This is a genomic window from Microbacterium sp. CCNWLW41, from assembly GCF_037083505.1.
In genome coordinates this window covers 178340-195503 of sequence record NZ_JBAOJP010000013.1, presented here as the reverse complement: position 1 = coordinate 195503, position 17164 = coordinate 178340, and the positions used below count along the sequence as shown (strand labels likewise).

The following is a 17164-nucleotide window of genomic DNA, read 5'->3' as shown; positions in this document are numbered from 1 at the left end:
CGCCCGCGGCACCCGCGCCTGCCCCCTCGCCCGCGCCGGCGACGCGGCGAGAGGCCGCCGCTGCGGCGGCCGCCGCCCCCGCCGAGACGACGGCAGTCTCCGGCTCCGCGGCCGCCGGGACCGGCGAGGCTCCGCGGGCCGCCGCCGTGCTCGACCAGGACGTGTTCACGACCCTGCGTCAGCCGAAGGCGCCCGGTGCGCTCGCGCTGGACGGCGTGTGGCATCAGATCTCGCCGCGGTACGTGACCTCGCAGCTGCTGCAGAACGTGCTCTTCCTCGCCGTGGTCGTCGTCGCGGCGCTCGTCCTGGTCTTCGTGCTGGACCAGCCCTGGGCCTGGATCCCCGGAGGGATCCTCGCCGTGATCACCGTCGTGACGCTGGCGATCCTGCCCCGGCAGGCCCGGGCGATCGGGTACATGCTGCGCGCGGACGACATCGTCTTCCGGCGGGGCATCCTCTGGCAGCGCATGATCGCCGTGCCCTACGGCCGCATGCAGCTTGTCGACATCACCCACGGCCCCCTCGATCGTGCGTTCGGCATCGCGAAGCTGAAGATGGTGACCGCCGCGGCGACCACCGGGGTGGAGATCCCCGGCATGAACCAGGCGGCGGCCGAGGCCCTGCGCGACACGCTGATCGAGGTCGCCGAGACCCGCCGGACCGGGCTGTGAGCGTGCTTCCTCCGTCGTCCCCGCCCGCGGGCGGCGAGCCCTCCGCACCCGTGACCACCGCGGACGGGACCCTCCCGTCGGGCGGGTCGTCCGAGCTCGCGGACGGCGAATGGCACCGGATGCATCCGCTGACCCCGCTGTTCAAGGGCGGGCTGGCGCTGATCGTCATCCTGGGTCTCGTCGTCGCGAACCTCCGCGACAAGGTCGTCCACTGGGTCATCGGACTCTTCTCGCCCGAGGCGTCGCGCGTGGAGGTGGGCGGGGACCCGGTGGACTGGGTGCTGTCGAACAACCTCGCGCTGGTGGCGCTGCTCGGGGTCTTCGTCGTGCTCGTCGTCCTGATCCTCATCTTCTGGATGGTGTGGCGCTTCCAGCAGTTCCGCATCACGGGTGAGCACGTCGAGGTGCGCAAGGGCATCGTCTTCCGCTCGCAGCGGCGCGCCCCGCTCGACCGGGTGCAGGGGGTGAACCTCACGCGGCCCTTCCCCGCCCGCCTGATCGGGATGGCGAAGCTGGAGGTGGTCGGTGCCGGAACCGACGCGAACGTCGCTCTGGAGTATCTGTCCACACCGAAGGCGGAGGCCGTCCGGATGGACATCCTCCGCCTGGCCTCCGGCGCACGTCGCGCCCGCGAGATCGCGCGCGGCGGCGATCCCGCCGTCGCCGGGAACGCGCAGGACGCCCGTTCGGCCAGGGCGCAGCTCGTCGAAGGCGTGAACCAGGGGGTCACCGGGATCATCGCGGGCGTCGACATGGACGACGTCGCGCCGGAGAGCATCCTTCGGATCCCGACCGGTCGCCTCGTCGGCTCGCAGCTGCTGTCGGCCGTCATGTGGCTGGTCTTCTTCGCGGTGCTGTTCGCCGTCGTCATGGCGTTCGTGTTCCCCCCGATCGTCGCGAACGAGGGCCCGGCGGGCGCAGCGATCCTCCTCGGCGTCGCGCTCGTGACCGGCCTGCCGATGCTGTTCGCAGCGGTCGCGATCACGTGGGCGCAGATCGCGAAGTCGCTGCGGTATTCGATCGCGCCCACCCCGGACGGCGTGCGGATCACCTTCGGCCTGCTCACCACCGTCACCGAGACCATTCCGCCGGGACGCATCTTCGCCGTCGAGGTGTCGCAGCCGCTGCTGTGGCGCCCGTTCGGGTGGTGGACCGTCAAGATCAACCGGATGTCCGGCAAGAGCGCCTCGGCCCAGCAGTCCAGCACGGCGCAGCAGTTCAACGTGGTGCTCCCGGTCGGTGCCCGCGCGGACGTCGAGCGCGTTCTCGGCCTCATCCTCCCGGATGCGCCGCACGAGGTCGTGCCCCTGATCTGGGAGCACGGCGTTCTCGGCCCCGTGGCGGGCGACCCGTACCGCACCATCCCGGCGCGGGCCTGGTGGCGGCGGCCGTTCTCCTGGCGGCGGCACGGCATCGCGCTGACCGACTTCGCGCTGCTCATCCGCCGCGGACGCATCTGGCGCAAGCTCGCGCTGTTCCCGCTCGCGCGGCTCCAGGGCTTCTCGGTCGAGCAGGGGCCGATCGACCGCGCGCAGCGCGTGGCCAGCGGCCGACCGCACTCCGTCACCGGACCCGTCACCGGCGATGTCTCCGGCATCGAGCGGGACGTCATGGTCGAGCTGCTCGACGCCGTCAGCCGAGCGGCGGCGCGCGCCGCGGCCGAGGACCGCGGACACCGATGGGCAGAGTCCGGCGCGGGGACGCCTCTCGTCGCCGACGCCGCCGGACCCGGGACGTCGTGAGCCGTGACGGGCGCCTCGCCGTCGGAATCGTCGGCGCGGGGCGTGTCGGGCCGGTCCTGGGCGCTGCGCTGGCCGGTGCCGGGCATCTCCTCGTCGGGATCACCGCGGGCTCCGACCCCGACCGGGTGGCGGCGATCCTGCCGGGCTTGGAGGTGCGCGAGGCCGACGCGCTGGTGCGGGATAGCCAGCTCGTGGTGCTCGCGGTGCCCGGCGAGCAGCTGCCCGGGCTGGTCGCGGGGCTGGCCGAGGTCGGGGCCTGGCAGCCGGGGCAGCTCGTGCTCCACACCGACCCGGCCTTCGGGACCGAGGTGCTCGAGCCCGCGGTGCAGCGCGGGGCGATCCCGCTCGCGGTCCATCCCGCGATCACCTTCACGGGGACGACGCTGGATCTTCGCCAGCTTCAGGCGTCCTACGCCGCGGTGACGGCGCCGCCGATGGTTCTGCCTATCGCCCAGGCCCTCGCGGTGGAGCTCGGATGCGAGCCGGTCGTGATCGAGGAGCAGGACCGGGCCGCGTATGCGGAGGCGATCAGCACCGCGTCGACCTTCTCGCGCGCCATCGTGGGTCAGGCCACGGGCATCCTCCGCGGGATCGGCGTGGAGAACCCCGGCGGCTACCTCTCGGCCCTCGTCTCCTCGGCGGTCGAGCAGGCTCTCCGCGACGCCTCCGACCCGCTGGAGCCGCCGGCCGTGGGCTGACGCAGTGGTCCTCGCCGCGACGAGTGCGGCGAGGGCACCCCGCGGAGAGCGGCGGAGGGCGCCGGTAGACTGGACGGCGACTTCCGAGGAGCCCCACCCATGACTGACGCGCCCGCGCAGACCCCCGCCGTCGACCCGTCGTCCGGCACCGACGCCGCCGAGTCGGCCGAGGACACCTTCGAGCAGCGGGCGGTGCGTCTGGCCAAGCGCGAGCGGCTGATCGCCGAGCGCACGGACGCGGCGGGCGGCGCCTTCCCCGTCGCCGTCCCGGTGACGCACACGATCCCGCAGCTGCGGGCGGAGTACGGCGAGCTGGAGGCCGGCGCGGAGACCGGCGCCGTCGTGGGCATCGCCGGTCGCGTGGTGTTCAGCCGCAACACCGGCAAGCTCTGTTTCGCGACGCTGCAGGCCGGTGACGGATCCCGCATCCAGGCGATGATCTCGCTGGCCAACGTCGGCGAGGAGTCGCTGCAGCGGTGGAAGGAGCTGGTGGACCTCGGCGACCACGTGTTCGTGCACGGCGAGGTGATCTCCAGCCGCCGTGGCGAGCTGTCGGTCATGGCCGACGACTGGATGATCGCTTCCAAGGCCGTGCTGCCGCTGCCGAACGTGTACGGGGAGCTGAGCGAGGAGAGCCGCGTGCGCAGCCGCTTCCTCGACCTGATCGTCCGCGATCAGGCGCGGACGACGGTCCGCGCCCGGGCCGCGGTGAACGCGAGCCTCCGGCAGACCTTCACGGCGCACGGCTTCCTCGAGGTCGAGACGCCGATGCTCCAGGTGCAGCACGGCGGCGCCTCGGCGCGCCCGTTCATCACCCACTCGAACGCCTTCGACACCGAGCTCTACCTCCGGATCGCGCCGGAGCTGTACCTGAAGCGCGCCGTCGTCGGGGGCATCGATCGCGTCTATGAGATCAACCGGAACTTCCGCAACGAGGGCGCGGACTCCACGCACAGCCCCGAGTTCGCGATGCTGGAGGCCTACCAGGCCTACAGCGACTACAACGGCATCGCGGACCTGACGCAGGAACTGGTGCAGAACGCCGCGGTCGCGGTGGCGGGGTCCACCACGGTCACCTGGGCGGACGGCACCGAGTACGACCTCGGCGGCGAGTGGGATCGCATCTCGATGTACGACTCGCTCTCCGCCGCGGCAGGACGCACGTTCTCTCCGGCCGACCCGCTGGACGAGCTCGTCACCTTCGCGCAGGCCCACGGCGTGGAGGTCCCGCCGCAGGCCACGCACGGCAAGCTCATCGAGGAGCTCTGGGAACACTTCGTCAAGGGCGGTCTGGAGCGGCCGACGTTCGTGATGGACTTCCCCGTCGACACCTCGCCCCTCGTCCGTGAGCACCGGTCGATCCCGGGCGTCGTGGAGAAGTGGGACCTGTACGTGCGCGGCTTCGAGCTGGCCACCGGGTACTCCGAGCTGGTCGACCCCGTGATCCAGCGCGAGCGCTTCGAGGAGCAGGCGCGACTGGCGGCGCGGGGCGATGTCGAGGCGATGCGCGTGGACGAGGAGTTCCTGCGCGCACTCGAGCACGGCATGCCGCCGACGGGCGGGATGGGCATGGGGATCGACCGTCTGCTCATGGCCGTGACCGGTCTCGGCATCCGCGAGACGATCCTCTTCCCTCTCGTCAAGTAGCGTCCCGGCGGACGGGCACTCCGCATCCGGCGGTCGCTTCGCCATGGTCATGCCCGCGCCCGGGCGAAGACCCAGTCCGGCAGCGGCGATGCGTTCAGCAGGCGCCGGAGGAGACCCGCGAACGAGTGCTCCGGGTCGATCAGCAGAGCCTGGTCCAGGTGGTGCGCCGCGGGCGTCGAGCGCCCCAGCGCCCAGGAGAGCCACGCGGCGGCGGCCAGGGCGCCGGGGCGGGCCCGACGAGGAGCGAGAGCCGCCGCGCTCCGCGCGAGCGAGAGCGCCAGCCCCAGCCGGTCCGGGTCCGGTCGGGCACCGCGCCCGAGCATCACCTCCCCGATGTCCGCCGGGAACGAGCCCGGATCGAGGTCGAACGCGATCTGCGCCTCCAGCGCGCGCTCGCCGTGCTCCTTCCCGCGGGCCCATTGGATCAGTGCGACATCGCGCAACGCTGGTCGGGCGAGGACCGCGATCAGCGCGGCGACGGTGAAGGGCGGCAGGTTCTGCGGTGCGTCCAGGAGGTCCTCGAGGAACGCCGGCAGGTCGTCGAGCGCGAGCGTCGCCGCGAAGGCGCGAGGGTCCACGCGCGCGGAGGCGCATCGCGGGTACCCGGACGACAATGCCTCCTCCACGTCCTCCCACGCGCGTCCGATCCGTTCCTTCTCCGCGAGGTCGGCGGGCGGCAGTTGGCCACCCGTCGTCTGGTCGCCGGTGGCCGGCGCGAGACCCGGGACGGCGGGGGCCGCCGGGAGGTCCCCGAGATGGTGGCGGACGCGGTCGGGGTCGAGATAGTCGCCCCAGGCGTCGGGCCCCACGCAGAGCGCCTCGACGATGCGCAGTCCGCAGGCCGTGGCGCGCAGGAGGAGGTCGTCCATGAGCGCTGCGCCGGGAAAGGGGGACGGCGACGCGTCCTCCCCGGCGGTGAGCGGCTCGTCCCGGTACAGCACGATCGCGAGTGCGTCGGTGTCGGGCACCCGGCAGGCCAGCCCCACCGCCGTGGCGGCGAACCTTTCGCGCGCCTCCGTCGTGACGGGATCCTCGCCCGCGTTCGGGCTCGGGACCGAGCCGGAGCCGGCGTGGGGCACGGAATCGGAATCGCGCTCGGAGCCGGAGTCTCCCTCGGGCAGGTCGAAGCGGATGGCTCCGGCGGTGCGCCGGCCGGCGAACGGGAGCAGGACGGCGCTGCGGCGAGGGGTGAAGCCGGACAGGACGGGGACGAGCGCGAGGAGCTCCGCGGCTCCGGACGCCTTCAGGATCGTGGTCATGTCAGGATCCTCCGCGACCGCGGGATCACGGAGCGGCCCGATCCCGCGATCGGTGGGCAACCGCGTGCCGTCCCTCGGGTGTGGAGGACGAGGAGCCGGGCCGCGGTCACTCGCAGCCGGAGCCGAGGCGCGGCGCGTACGATGGGGTCATGGACGATTTCTGGGCTGCGGCGGCGTGGTCGATCATTCCGACCCTCGCGGTGCTCGTCGTCTTCTTCGTGGTCCTTCGGGGCATCCTCCGCTTCGACCGCACCGAGCGCCGCACGCACGCGCGCATCGAGGCCGAGGAGCGAGCCGCCCGCGGTCTTCCCCCGCGTTCCTGAGCCGCCGGAACCCCTGAGCCCGAGGCGCGCGGGCCCGGTCCGCCGAGGACACACAGCGCAGCGCCCGAGGCGTGTCCGCGCGGCCCGCTACTGTGAGACGAAGCCGCCGCCGTGCGGCCTGCGTACGGGAGAGCGATGACCATCGATGCGTGGCCCTGGTGGGTGGTGGCGATCGCGCTGGTGGTGGACATCACCATCCGCGTGACCGCGATCATCGTCGTGCCGCGGAACCGACGCCCCACGGCGGCGATGGCGTGGCTGCTGGCCATCTACTTCATCCCCATCGTCGGGGTCTTCCTGTTCCTCCTCATCGGGAACCCGCGGCTGCCCCGGGCGCGGCGCCGCAAGCAGGAGCAGATCAACGAGTACATCGCGGACATGAGCGCGAGCCTGGCCGTCGGCAGCCTCCGCCCGAACGCCCCGGAGTGGTTCGACGCCCTCGTGCGCATGAACAAGCGCCTCGGCGCGCTGCCGCTCACCGGGGACAACGGCGCGGAGCTGATCTCCGACTACCAGGAGTCCCTGGACGCGATGGCCGCCGCCGTCCGCCGGGCGAAGGACTACGTGCACGTCGAGTTCTACATCCTGCAGGCGGATGCGGCGACCGACGACTTCTTCCGCGCGCTGGAGGAGGTGGCCGCACGCGGGGTGACCGTGCGCGTGCTGCTGGACCACTGGGCCAACCGCTGGAAGCCGCGCTACCGCCAGACGATCGCCCGGCTGGACGCGATGGGCGCCCACTGGCAGCTCATGCTCCCCGTGCAGCCGCTGCGGGGGAAGACCCAGCGCCCGGATCTGCGCAATCACCGCAAGCTCCTCGTCGTCGACGGCGACGTCGCCTTCCTCGGCTCGCAGAACGTGACCGACTCCAGCTACAACCTCCCGAAGAACATCAAGCGCGGCCTGCACTGGGTCGACCTGATGGTCCGCCTCGACGGCCCGGTCGTCGCGAGCGTCAACGCGGTCTTCCTGTCGGACTGGTACAGCGAGACCGGGCACGTCCCCGACGACCTGGACTTCCTGCGCGCCGAGGCGGGCAGCGGCGACCTGGACTGTCAGATCGTGCCGTCCGGTCCCGGGTTCGAGGTCGAGAACAACCTGCGTCTGTTCCTCAGCCTGCTCTATGCGGCCAAGCACAAGATCATGATCGTCAGCCCGTACTTCGTCCCGGACGAGGCGCTGCTGCTCGCCGTGACCGCGGCGTGCGACCGCGGGATCCAGGTGGAGCTGTTCGTCTCGGAGGAGGGCGACCAGGCCATCGTCTATCACGCGCAGCGCAGCTACTACGAGGCGCTGCTGCGGGCAGGCGTGCGGATCTGGATGTACCGCAAGCCGTACATCCTGCACACCAAGAGCCTCACCATCGACGACGACATCGCCGTCATCGGGTCGAGCAACATGGACATGCGCTCGTTCGGTCTCAACCTGGAGATCTCCATGCTGGTGCGGGGAGAGGAGTTCGTGGAGGACGTGCGCCGGGTCGAGGACCGCTACCGCGAGCTGAGCCGCGAGCTGACGCTGGAGGAGTGGATGCAGCAGCCGCTGCGCTCGACGGTGCTGGACAACCTCGCCCGACTGACCTCCGCGCTGCAGTGACGCCGGCAGAGACGCGAACGGCGGCGATCGGAGCGCGCCCATCCTCAGCACCCTCCCAGTGCGGGTCCGGGTGACGCGAGGGTCTCGCGTCTAGCATGGGCCCCATGAGGATTCGATCGGCTCTTGCAGCAGTGTCCCTCGCGGCGGCGGCGGTCGTCCTCGCCGCCTGCGCCGGCGGACCCGGGGGAACGCCGGCGCCGACGACGGTCCCCACCGAGTCCTCGACCGCGCGGCCGGGCCCCGACCTGGAGACCGCGGCGACGTGGCTGGACGGCGGCCGGCTCGTGGGGCTCGTCACCTTCGGCTCCTCCAGCTGCGTGCCGCAGGTCGGCGACGTCAGCGCGGAAGGGCAGCAGCTGACGGTCGAGCTGGTGTCGACGACTCCGGCCGATGCCGTGTGCACCGCCGACTACAGCCCTCGCGCCGTGGCGGTCGCGGTCCCCGACGGCGTCGATCCGACCAAGGACGTCGTGATCTCGATCACGGGGGACGAGGCCGCCGGACAGGTCGCGCTCGCCGGCGATCCCGCCATGACCGCGGCCGGCACTCCGACGGACTATCGACCCAGCGCCGGGTGGTATTCGGACGCCGGCGCCGTGCTGCTCACCTGGGGCTCGTCCTCCTGTGTCCCCGAGATCGAGCGGGCGCAGATCGGCGAGACCGGCGCGACCCTGACGTTCCGGGACCTCGACCGTCCGTGCACGATGGACATGCAGCCGCGGGCGACCGTGGTGGGCCTGGGCGGCACGGCCCTCACGCAGGAGGGCTACGTCCTGACGCTGACCGGAGGCGGTCTCGACGGCGAGGTCACGGTCGGCGGGGCTCTCCCCGGACGCTGATCCTCGTCCGCGCCCGCCCGGCCCGGCATCGCGCCGGAGAAGGGCAGCGTTCAGAGAGCGCTGACGTCGTGGCCCGCGGGCAGCACCACCAGGAGCGCTCCGGGATCGATGCGGCATCGGATGCGCACGGCCGCGCCGAACTCGTCGCCGTCCAGCTCGATCGGCGCGGGCTCCTGCGCGGCGGCCTCGGCCGCCTTGCCGCTCAGGTACCGGATCGACCGGCTCTGCCCGGCAAGCTCGATCATCCGGCGCCCTGCCTGCGTGCGGCGCAGCACCGAGTTCTGCCACCAGACCGTGCGCCAGACGGCCAGCCACCCGAAGGGGCCGCTGGGCTGGATGACGGCGACGTCCAGACCCCCGTCGGCGATCGACGCGTCCGGGATCAGCGAGATGCCGGCGGGGAGCGTGCCGCAGTTGGCGAACAGCATGCTGTGCACCTTGACCGAGTGCAGCTTGGCGTCGTCCACCGCGTAGACCACCCGGAACGGCTTCGCCCCGGCGAGCGAGCGCGCCGCACCGTCGACGTAGGCCACCCAGCCGACCGACTTCTTGAGATCGGGGCGCGTGTTGGCGATCATGTCGGCGTCCAGACCGATCCCGGCGAGCACGACGAACGCGTGCTCGCTGGTCGTGGCGTCCGGGCGGGTGATCTCGGCCCACCCGATGTCGACCGGGTGGACGTCGCCGCGGAACACGGCCCGGATCATGCCGAGCGGATCGTCGAGCGGGAGGGCGAGGTTCCGCGCGAGAAGGTTGCCGGTGCCGCTCGGGATGATCGCCAGGGGCACGCCGGTCCCCGCCATGGCCTCGGAGACGGCGCGGACCGTCCCGTCGCCGCCCGCGACCAGCACGGCCGACGCCCCGCCGGCGAGCGCCGTGCGGGTGGCCTCCTGACCGGGGTCCTCGACGCTCGTCTCGAGGATCGCCGGCGGCGCCCAGCCCATGGACGCCGACATCGACTGGAGCATCGTGCGCAGGCGCGGCGCGTCCGCTTTGACGGGGTTCACGACGAGCGCGGCGTGGGAGCGCGGGCGGTCGTCGGTGGTCACAGCGCCAGCATACGTCGCGGGGCGGTGGGGCGGGGCGCGAGGGCGGGCGGCCCGACCGGGCGTCCTAGACTTGAGGGGTGATCGATCTCGCGCTTCTCCGCGACGAGCCGGAGCTCGTCCGTCAGTCCCAGGCCGCGCGCGGAAACGCGCCGGAGACCGTCGATGCGGCGATCGAGGCGGATCGATCCCGACGCCAGGCGCTGGCGGCGTTCGAGGAGCTGCGCGCCGAGCAGAACGCCTTCGGCAAGCAGGTGGCCGCCGCGCCCAAGGAGGAGAAGGCCGCGCTGGTCGCGCAGGCGAAGGACCTCGCGGAGCGCGTGAAGCAGGCCCAGCACGCGGCGAACGAGGCGGCGGCGACGGCCGCCGAGGCGCTCTCGCACATCGAGAACATCGTCCTGGACGGCGTCCCCGCCGGTGGCGAGGACGACTTCGTGGAGCTGCGCCGCGTCGGCGACATCCCGACGTTCGACTTCGAGCCGCGGGATCACCTGGAGCTCGGCGAGCTGCTGAACGCGATCGACATGGAGCGCGGGGCCAAGGTCTCCGGCGCGCGGTTCTACTTCCTCCGCGGGGTCGGCGCCCGGCTCGAGATCGCGCTGATGAACATGGCCCTGGACAAGGCACTGCAGCACGGTTTCACGCCCATGATCGTCCCGACCCTGGTGCGTCCGGAGATCATGCAGGGCACCGGCTTCCTCGGGGAGCACGCCGACGAGGTGTACCGCCTCGAAGCGCAGGACATGTACCTCGTCGGCACGAGCGAGGTCCCCCTCGCCGGCTACCACAAGGACGAGATCGTCGATCTGTCCCGCGGGCCCCTTCGCTACGCCGGCTGGTCGACCTGCTATCGCAGCGAGGCCGGCTCGTACGGCAAGGACACCCGCGGCATCATCCGCGTCCACCAGTTCAACAAGCTGGAGATGTTCGTCTACACGACGCCGGAGGAGGCGCAGGCCGAGCACGAACGCCTGCTGGCGATGCAGGAGGACATGCTGACCGGACTCGGCCTCGCCTATCGGGTGATCGACACCGCGGCGGGCGACCTCGGCTCCAGTGCCGCGCGCAAGTACGACGTGGAGGCGTGGGTCCCGACGCAGGGCACCTACCGCGAGCTGACGTCGACGTCGAACTGCACGACCTATCAGGCGCGCCGGCTCGACGTGCGCCACCGCACCCTGGACGCCGACGGCAAGCCCGGGAAGACGCAGCCCGTCGCGACGCTCAACGGGACGCTGGCGACCACACGCTGGATCGTCGCGATCCTGGAGACGCACCAGCAGGCGGACGGCTCCGTCCTCGTGCCGGAGGTCCTCCGTCCCTATCTCGGAGGCCTCGAGGTCCTTCGTCCCGAGGGCGCGGACGAGGGTGCGGGGGAGACCGCATGACCCGGCCCTGGCTCATCGGCCTCGACATCGACGGCACGATCCTCCTCGAGGACGAGACCCTCAGCCCGGGCGTCGTCGACGCGGTGGCCCGGGTGCGCGACGCCGGCAACGAGGTCACCCTGGCCACCGGGCGCAGTTGGATGGCGACCCACCGATACCTCGACGAGCTGGCGATCGCTCCCGAGTTCGTGGTGTGCTCCAACGGGGCGGTCACGATGCGCCGCACGGGGGACGGCTGGGAGCGCTGGCACGTCGAGACGTTCGACCCGTCCAAGGTCTTGGCGCTGCTGGGCGAGCGCCTGCCGGACGCGCGGTACATGGTCGAGCTCGGCTCCGGGCAGCGCCTGTTCACCGAGCACCTCGACGACTGGACGCTCGACGGCGGCCGCGAGGTCGCGTTCGCCGACCTGTCCGCGGAGCCGGTGTCGCGCGTCGTCGTGGTCTCGCCCGGCCAGGACGAGGCGTACTTCCAGCGGATCGTGGAGGAGGCCGGGCTGAACGAGGTCTCCTACGCGATCGGCTGGACCGCGTGGCTCGACATCGCGCCGCAGGGGGTCGACAAGGGGACCGCCATGGAGCGCGTACGGGCACGACGCGGCATCGACGGCGACCGGGTGTTCGTGGCCGGGGACGGCCGCAACGACATCGGGATGTTCGGCTGGGCCCGCGACCTCGGCGGTCGCGCCGTCGCGATGGGACAGGCGCCCGAGGAGGTCAAGGCCGCCGCCGGCGAGGTCACGGACGACGTCGTGCATGGCGGCCTGGCCCGCGCGCTGTCCTCGCTGGTCGACGCCGCCGCGGCGACGCGGGGCTGAGATCACGGTGTGACCGGGGAGCGCTTCCAGGGCTCCCCCAGGTGGACCCGCCATCATAAGAGGATCGGTCCAGACCGCCTTCCGCGCGTCGACTAGACTCGACGCCGATCGGTTGTGGGGATTCCCGCAGTCGAGGAGGGTTGTCCGAGCGGCCGATGGAGCTGGTCTTGAAAACCAGTGGGCAGAGATGTCTCGTGGGTTCGAATCCCACACCCTCCGCTGGGTCTGAACGGCCGCCCGGAGGGTGGCTGTTCAGACGCACGATGGCTGAGCGGGATTCGAGAGGAGAACCGCCGCAGGCGGGTCACCGGCTCCCACACCCTCCGCAGGATCGAAAGGCACTGAGTGAGCGCGACCTCCCGATCGCGGCGACCCGTCGCCCGGCACGGCCAGCTTCGCCGACCCACCGCTTTGTCCCAGCTGCTGAAGATCGTCGGCGTGGCCATGGCGGTCGTGCTCGTCAGCGGCTTCGGCGTCGCCGCGTACGTCCTCTACGACCTGCAGTCCACCCTCTCCTCGAACGCCGTCGCACTGGACGGGCAGGAGTCGGTCCCGCCGGACATCGGCGAGCTCAAGGGCGGCATCAACATGCTCGTCGTGGGCACGGACGCCTGTGAGGAGTCCTTCTCCGGTCTCTTCGGCCTCCGCTGCGAGGAAGACGACGGCGGGGAGCGCAACGACGTCAACATGCTCCTGCACATCTCCGACAACCCGCGGCGCGTCACGGTCATCACGCTCCCGCGCGACCTCATGGTCCCGGTGCCGGAGTGCACGGATCCCGAGGGCAACACGACGTCGGCGATGTGGAAGCAGCCGCTGAACTCGACCTTCGAGACGGGCGGGCTCAACTGCGTCGTCAAGACGGTCTCCGAGCTGACCGGCCTCGACATCCCGTTCGCCGCCAAGGTCACGTGGGGCGGCGTGATCGAGATCACCAACGCCATCGGCGGCGTGGACGTCTGCATCGCGAACGGTCTGACCGACGAGTACACGAATCTGAACCTGCCTCCGGGGATCAACACCCTGCAGGGGTACGAGGCGCTGCAGTTCCTGCGCACCCGCTACGGCGTGGGCGACGGGAGCGACCTGGGCCGTATCTCGAACCAGCAGGTGTACATGTCGTCGCTGGCCCGCAAGCTCGTCAGCGACGAGGTGCTGTCGAACCCGGCGACGCTGCTGAAGCTCGCCCACACCGCCCTCGCCAACGTGACGCCGAGCGAGTCGCTGACGAACCCGATGCTGCTCGTGCAGATCGCGCTCGCGGTGAAGAACGTGCCCTTCGAGGACATCAACTTCGTGCAGTACCCCGTGTACACGGATCCGGACGACCCGAACAAGGTCGTGCCCGACGAGGAGACGGCGGACACGCTCATGGCGGCCCTGGAGGCGAACGAGCAGATCGTCGTGACCGGGACCAACGACGGCGTCGTCAACGCCGACGGGACCACGGGCGAGGCGCCGCCGACCGAGGGGACCGGTGAGATCCCGCCCACGGACGGCGACACCACCCCGGGCGACGGCGAGGAGATCGGCGAGACCGCCCCTCCGACCACGCCCGGCGTCGTCACCCTGCCGCAGGGGGTCGTGGGCCAGTCCGCGGCCGACCAGACCTGCTCCAACGGCGTCGGCTACGCGGGGGAGTGACCCGCGCCGATCAGCGCGGCAGGTAGCGGACCGGCCTCGTGGCGGCGGCCACCCGGGCGCGCAACTCCTCCAGCGAGGCGGCCGACCCGTCGAGCGCGCGCGCCTGCACGAGGACATTCCCGAGCGCCGTCGCCTCGACCGGACCCGCGAGCACCGTCGTCCCCGAGCGGTCCGCCGTCGCCTGGCACAGCAGCGCGTTGAGGGCGCCGCCGCCGACGAGGTTCACCGTGTCGATCCGGCGGCCGGTGAGCTCGGCGACGACCCGGAGGGTCCGCGCGAACGCCTCGGCGATGCTCTCCACGATGCTGCGCACGAAGGCGCCGCGCTCGGCGGGCGGCTCCGCCCCGCGGCTCCGCAGCAGGGCCGTGATCCGCGCCGGCATGTCGCCGGGGGCGCTGAGCGACGGATCGTTCGCGTCGAAGAGGGGGACGGGCGCGGTGACCGCCGCCGCCTCGCTCAGCAGCGACGACAGGTCGAGCGGGGCGTCGTCCTCCTGCTCCCACGCGCGGACCGTCTCGCTCAGCAGCCAGAGCCCGGTGACGTTGTGCAGGAAGCGGATCCGTCCGTCCACGCCCAGCTCGTGCGTCATGTTCTCCGTGCGCGCGGACTCGGTGAGGATCGGCGCCTCGATCTCCACACCGACCAGGCCCCACGTGCCGCAGGAGATGTACGCGGACGCCGGCGATGCCAGCGGGGCGGCCACGACCGCCGAGGCGGTGTCGTGGGATCCGACGGCGATCACGGGGAGCTCGGCGGCGCCGATCCGCGCCGCGATCTCCGGGCGGAGCCGGCCGAGCACGGTTCCCGCGTCCACGAGCGGCGGGAGCACGCGACGAGGGATCCCGAGCCGCTCGGCGAGGTCGTGGTCCCACTCCCTCGTCCGCACGTCGAGCAGGCCGGTCGTGGAGGCGTTGGTGCGCTCCGCGACGCGCGCCCCGGTGAGCCGGTGGGCGAGGAGATCGGGGATGAGCAGGGCGGTATCGGCCTCGGGGAGGCGCTCGTCGGCACGGTACTGGTAGAGCGTCGTGAACGGCAGGAACTGCAGGCCGTTGCGTGCGTACAGGTCCGGGAACGGCACCCGGGCGTGCGCCGCCTCGACGCCGCGCGCGGCGCGGTCGTCCCGATAGTGGAACGGCTCGGCGAGCAGCTCGTCGTCGCGGAGTAGTCCGTAATCGACCGCCCAGGAGTCGATGCCGATGCTCTCGATCTCCGGCGCACGTCGCACGGCCTCGGCGAGCCCGTCCAGCACATGGGCGAAGAGCGCCTCGATGTCCCAGTGCAGGCCGTCCTCGCGTGCGACGGCCCCGTTGGGGAAGCGGGCGACCGGCTCCAGCTCGAGGACGCCCGGCCCGACGCGGCCGATCATCACCCGCCCGCTCGTGGCGCCCAGGTCGACCGCCGCCACCGTCCGCATCGTCATCGCAGGAAGGCCGCGGCGACGCCCGAGTCGACCGGGATGTGCAGACCCGTGGTGCGGCTCAGCTCCGGGCCCGTGAGGACGTACACGGCGTCCGCGACGTTCTCGGGGACGACCTCGCGCTTGAGGATCGTGCGGTTGGCGTAGAACTGGCCCAGGTCCTCCTCCTTGACGCCGTAGGTGGCGGCGCGGTTGGCGCCCCAGCCGGAGGCGAAGATGCCGGATCCGCGCACCACGCCGTCCGGATTGATGCCGTTCACGCGGATGCCGTGCTCGCCCAGCTCGACCGCCAGCAGCCGCACCTGGTGCGCCTGGTCGGCCTTCGTGGCCGAGTACGCGATGTTGTTCGGGCCGGCGAAGACGGAGTTCTTGGACGAGATGTAGATGATGTCCCCGCCCAGCCTCTGGTCGATGAGGATGCGTGCGGCCGCTTGGGAGACGAGGAAGGAGCCCTTCGCCATCACGTCGTGCTGCAGGTCCCAGTCCTTCTCGGTCGTCTCGAGCAGCGGCTTGGAGAGCGAGAGACCGGCGTTGTTGACCACGAGGTCCACGCCGCCGAACGCGAGCACCGCCTCGTCCAGCGCGGCCTGGACGGCCTCTGCGTCGGCGACGTTCGCGGCGACGCCGATCGCGACGTCCGCGTTCCCGAGCTCGGCGGCGGCTGCGCGCGCCTTGTCGAGGTCCAGGTCGGCGACGATCACGCAGGCGCCCTCGGCGGCCAGCCGTGTGGCGACGGCCTTGCCGATCCCCGAGGCCGCGCCCGTCACGAACGCGACGCGCCCCTGGTGCGTCTTCGGCTTCGGCATCCGCTGGAGCTTGGCCTCTTCGAGCGCCCAGTACTCGATGCGGAACTTCTCGGCGTCCGAGATCGGAGCGTATGTCGACAGCGCCTCGGCGCCGCGCATCACGTTGATCGCGTTGACGTAGAACTCGCCGGCCACCCGCGCGGTCTGCTTGTTGGCGCCGTAGGAGAACATCCCGACCCCGGGCACGAGGACGATGAGCGGATCGGCCCCGCGGATCGCTGGGGACTCGGCGGTCGCGTGCGCGTCGTAGTACGCCTGGTAGTCGACACGGTACTCGGCGTGCAGCTCGTGCAGGCGCGCGATCTGCTCGTCGACGGACGCCGTCGCCGGGAGATCGAGGATGAGCGGCTTGACCTTGGTGCGCAGGAAGTGGTCGGGGCAGGACGTGCCGAGCGCGGCGAGTGCGGGGGCCTTCTCGGAGGCGAGGAAGTCGAGGACGACATCGGTGTCGGTGAAGTGCCCGAGCATCGGGCGGTCGGTGGACGCGATGCCGCGGATGGTCGGTGCGAGCGCGGCGGCCCGGGCGCGGCGCTCGGCGGGGGCGAGGGGCTCGAAGCCGGGGCGCACGGCGCCGAACGGCTGCGGTGCGCCGTGCTCGGCGATGTAGGCGGTCGCCGTCTCGATGATCCGCAGCGAGTTCGCCTCGGCCTCCTCGGAGGACGCTCCCCAGGCGGTGATGCCGTGTCCGCCGAGGATGCACCCGATCGCCCGCGGGTTCTGCTCCTTGATCGCCGCGATGTCCAGGCCCAGCTGGAAGCCCGGGCGGCGCCACGGGACCCACACGACCTCGTCCCCGAAGATCTTCGCGGTCAGCTCCTCGCCGTCGGCGGCCGTGGCGATCGCGATCCCGGAGTCGGGGTGCAGATGGTCGACGTGGGCGGCGTCCACGAGCGCGTGCATCGCGGTGTCGATGGACGGCGCTGCGCCGCCCTTGCCGTGCAGGCAGTAGTCGAACGCGGCGACCATCTCGTCCTCGCGATCCACGCCCGGGTAGACGTCGACGAGCGCCCGCAGGCGATCCATGCGCAGGACGGCGAGACCCTGCTCGGTCAGCGTGCCGAGGTCGCCGCCCGAGCCCTTGACCCACAGCAGCTCGACGGGCGCGCCCGTCACGGGATCGGTGTCGGAGCCCTTGGCGGAGGTGTTCCCGCCGGCGTAGTTGGTGTTCCTCGGGTCCGCGCCCAGGCGGTGGGACCGGGCGAGAAGGGCGGCGGCGGTGGGGTTGGTCATGAGCGTGGTGTCCTCGGTGTGGGTGTCGGGTTTCGCATCGGTC

At 71.9% G+C, this 17164-nt stretch carries 14 protein-coding genes and 1 tRNA gene; 11 read left to right on the top strand and 4 right to left on the bottom strand.

The annotated features are described in order from the left end of the window. Positions 1–161 precede the first annotated feature (161 nt). The 4 genes from V6R91_RS33340 (at position 162) to lysS (ending at position 4758) form a co-directional block, all read left to right on the top strand. Positions 162–671: a PH domain-containing protein gene (locus tag V6R91_RS33340; protein WP_255218068.1), complete on the top strand. Its 510-nt coding sequence runs from the start codon at positions 162–164 to the stop codon at positions 669–671. 50 nt (positions 672–721) lie between these two features. Further along, a complete protein-coding gene (locus V6R91_RS33335; RefSeq protein ID WP_336398899.1) occupies positions 722–2413 on the top strand; it encodes a PH domain-containing protein in 1692 nt (563 codons plus the stop codon). Next, a complete protein-coding gene (locus tag V6R91_RS33330) occupies positions 2410–3111 on the top strand; it encodes a DUF2520 domain-containing protein (protein ID WP_271059714.1) in 702 nt (233 codons plus the stop codon). The genes V6R91_RS33335 and V6R91_RS33330 overlap by 4 nt, the downstream gene beginning before the upstream one ends. A 99-nt stretch (positions 3112–3210) precedes the next feature. Continuing rightward, positions 3211–4758 (top strand): lysine--tRNA ligase, encoded by a 1548-nt coding sequence (lysS, locus tag V6R91_RS33325; RefSeq protein ID WP_271059713.1) that lies wholly within the window; start codon positions 3211–3213, stop codon positions 4756–4758. A 47-nt stretch (positions 4759–4805) separates the two neighbouring features. Here lysS and V6R91_RS33320 read toward each other — a convergent pair whose 3' ends face one another. After that, positions 4806–6017, bottom strand: coding sequence for a DUF4192 family protein (locus V6R91_RS33320; RefSeq protein ID WP_336398898.1), 1212 nt, complete (start codon positions 6015–6017; stop codon positions 4806–4808). Between the two features lie 149 nt (positions 6018–6166). Here V6R91_RS33320 and V6R91_RS33315 point away from each other — a divergent pair, with 149 nt between their 5' ends. The 3 genes from V6R91_RS33315 to V6R91_RS33305 all read left to right on the top strand — a co-directional run bounded on the left by V6R91_RS33315 (position 6167) and on the right by V6R91_RS33305 (position 8775). Further along, positions 6167–6340 (top strand): hypothetical protein, encoded by a 174-nt coding sequence (locus tag V6R91_RS33315; RefSeq protein ID WP_169797634.1) that lies wholly within the window; start codon positions 6167–6169, stop codon positions 6338–6340. Positions 6341–6475: 135 nt separating this feature from the next. Continuing rightward, positions 6476–7936, top strand: coding sequence for a cardiolipin synthase (cls, locus tag V6R91_RS33310; RefSeq protein ID WP_067242839.1), 1461 nt, complete (start codon positions 6476–6478; stop codon positions 7934–7936). Positions 7937–8040: 104 nt separating this feature from the next. Continuing rightward, on the top strand, positions 8041–8775 hold the full coding sequence (locus V6R91_RS33305; RefSeq protein ID WP_336398897.1) for a hypothetical protein: 735 nt from the start codon (positions 8041–8043) through the stop codon (positions 8773–8775). 50 nt (positions 8776–8825) lie between these two features. Here V6R91_RS33305 and V6R91_RS33300 read toward each other — a convergent pair whose 3' ends face one another. After that, positions 8826–9824, bottom strand: coding sequence for a diacylglycerol/lipid kinase family protein (locus V6R91_RS33300; RefSeq protein WP_067242844.1), 999 nt, complete (start codon positions 9822–9824; stop codon positions 8826–8828). 77 nt (positions 9825–9901) lie between these two features. On the opposite strand from V6R91_RS33300, the gene serS reads away from it, so the two are divergent. The 4 genes from serS to V6R91_RS33280 all read left to right on the top strand — a co-directional run bounded on the left by serS (position 9902) and on the right by V6R91_RS33280 (position 13668). Beyond that, positions 9902–11209, top strand: a complete 1308-nt coding sequence (gene serS, locus V6R91_RS33295; protein ID WP_336398896.1) for a serine--tRNA ligase — start codon at positions 9902–9904, stop codon at positions 11207–11209. Continuing rightward, entirely contained in the window at positions 11206–12024 is an 819-nt protein-coding gene (locus V6R91_RS33290) for an HAD family hydrolase (RefSeq protein ID WP_336398895.1), read from the top strand. The genes serS and V6R91_RS33290 overlap by 4 nt, the downstream gene beginning before the upstream one ends. A gap of 134 nt (positions 12025–12158) precedes the next feature. Next, positions 12159–12243 (top strand) — tRNA-Ser (locus V6R91_RS33285). Positions 12244–12369: 126 nt separating this feature from the next. Beyond that, a complete protein-coding gene (locus tag V6R91_RS33280) occupies positions 12370–13668 on the top strand; it encodes an LCP family protein (protein WP_336398894.1) in 1299 nt (432 codons plus the stop codon). 10 nt (positions 13669–13678) lie between these two features. Here V6R91_RS33280 and V6R91_RS33275 read toward each other — a convergent pair whose 3' ends face one another. Both V6R91_RS33275 and V6R91_RS33270 read right to left on the bottom strand, forming a co-directional pair. Continuing rightward, positions 13679–15082: a rhamnulokinase gene (locus V6R91_RS33275; protein ID WP_336398901.1), complete on the bottom strand. Its 1404-nt coding sequence runs from the start codon at positions 15080–15082 to the stop codon at positions 13679–13681. Positions 15083–15084: 2 nt separating this feature from the next. Beyond that, positions 15085–17121: a bifunctional aldolase/short-chain dehydrogenase gene (locus V6R91_RS33270; protein WP_336398893.1), complete on the bottom strand. Its 2037-nt coding sequence runs from the start codon at positions 17119–17121 to the stop codon at positions 15085–15087. Positions 17122–17164 lie beyond the last annotated feature (43 nt).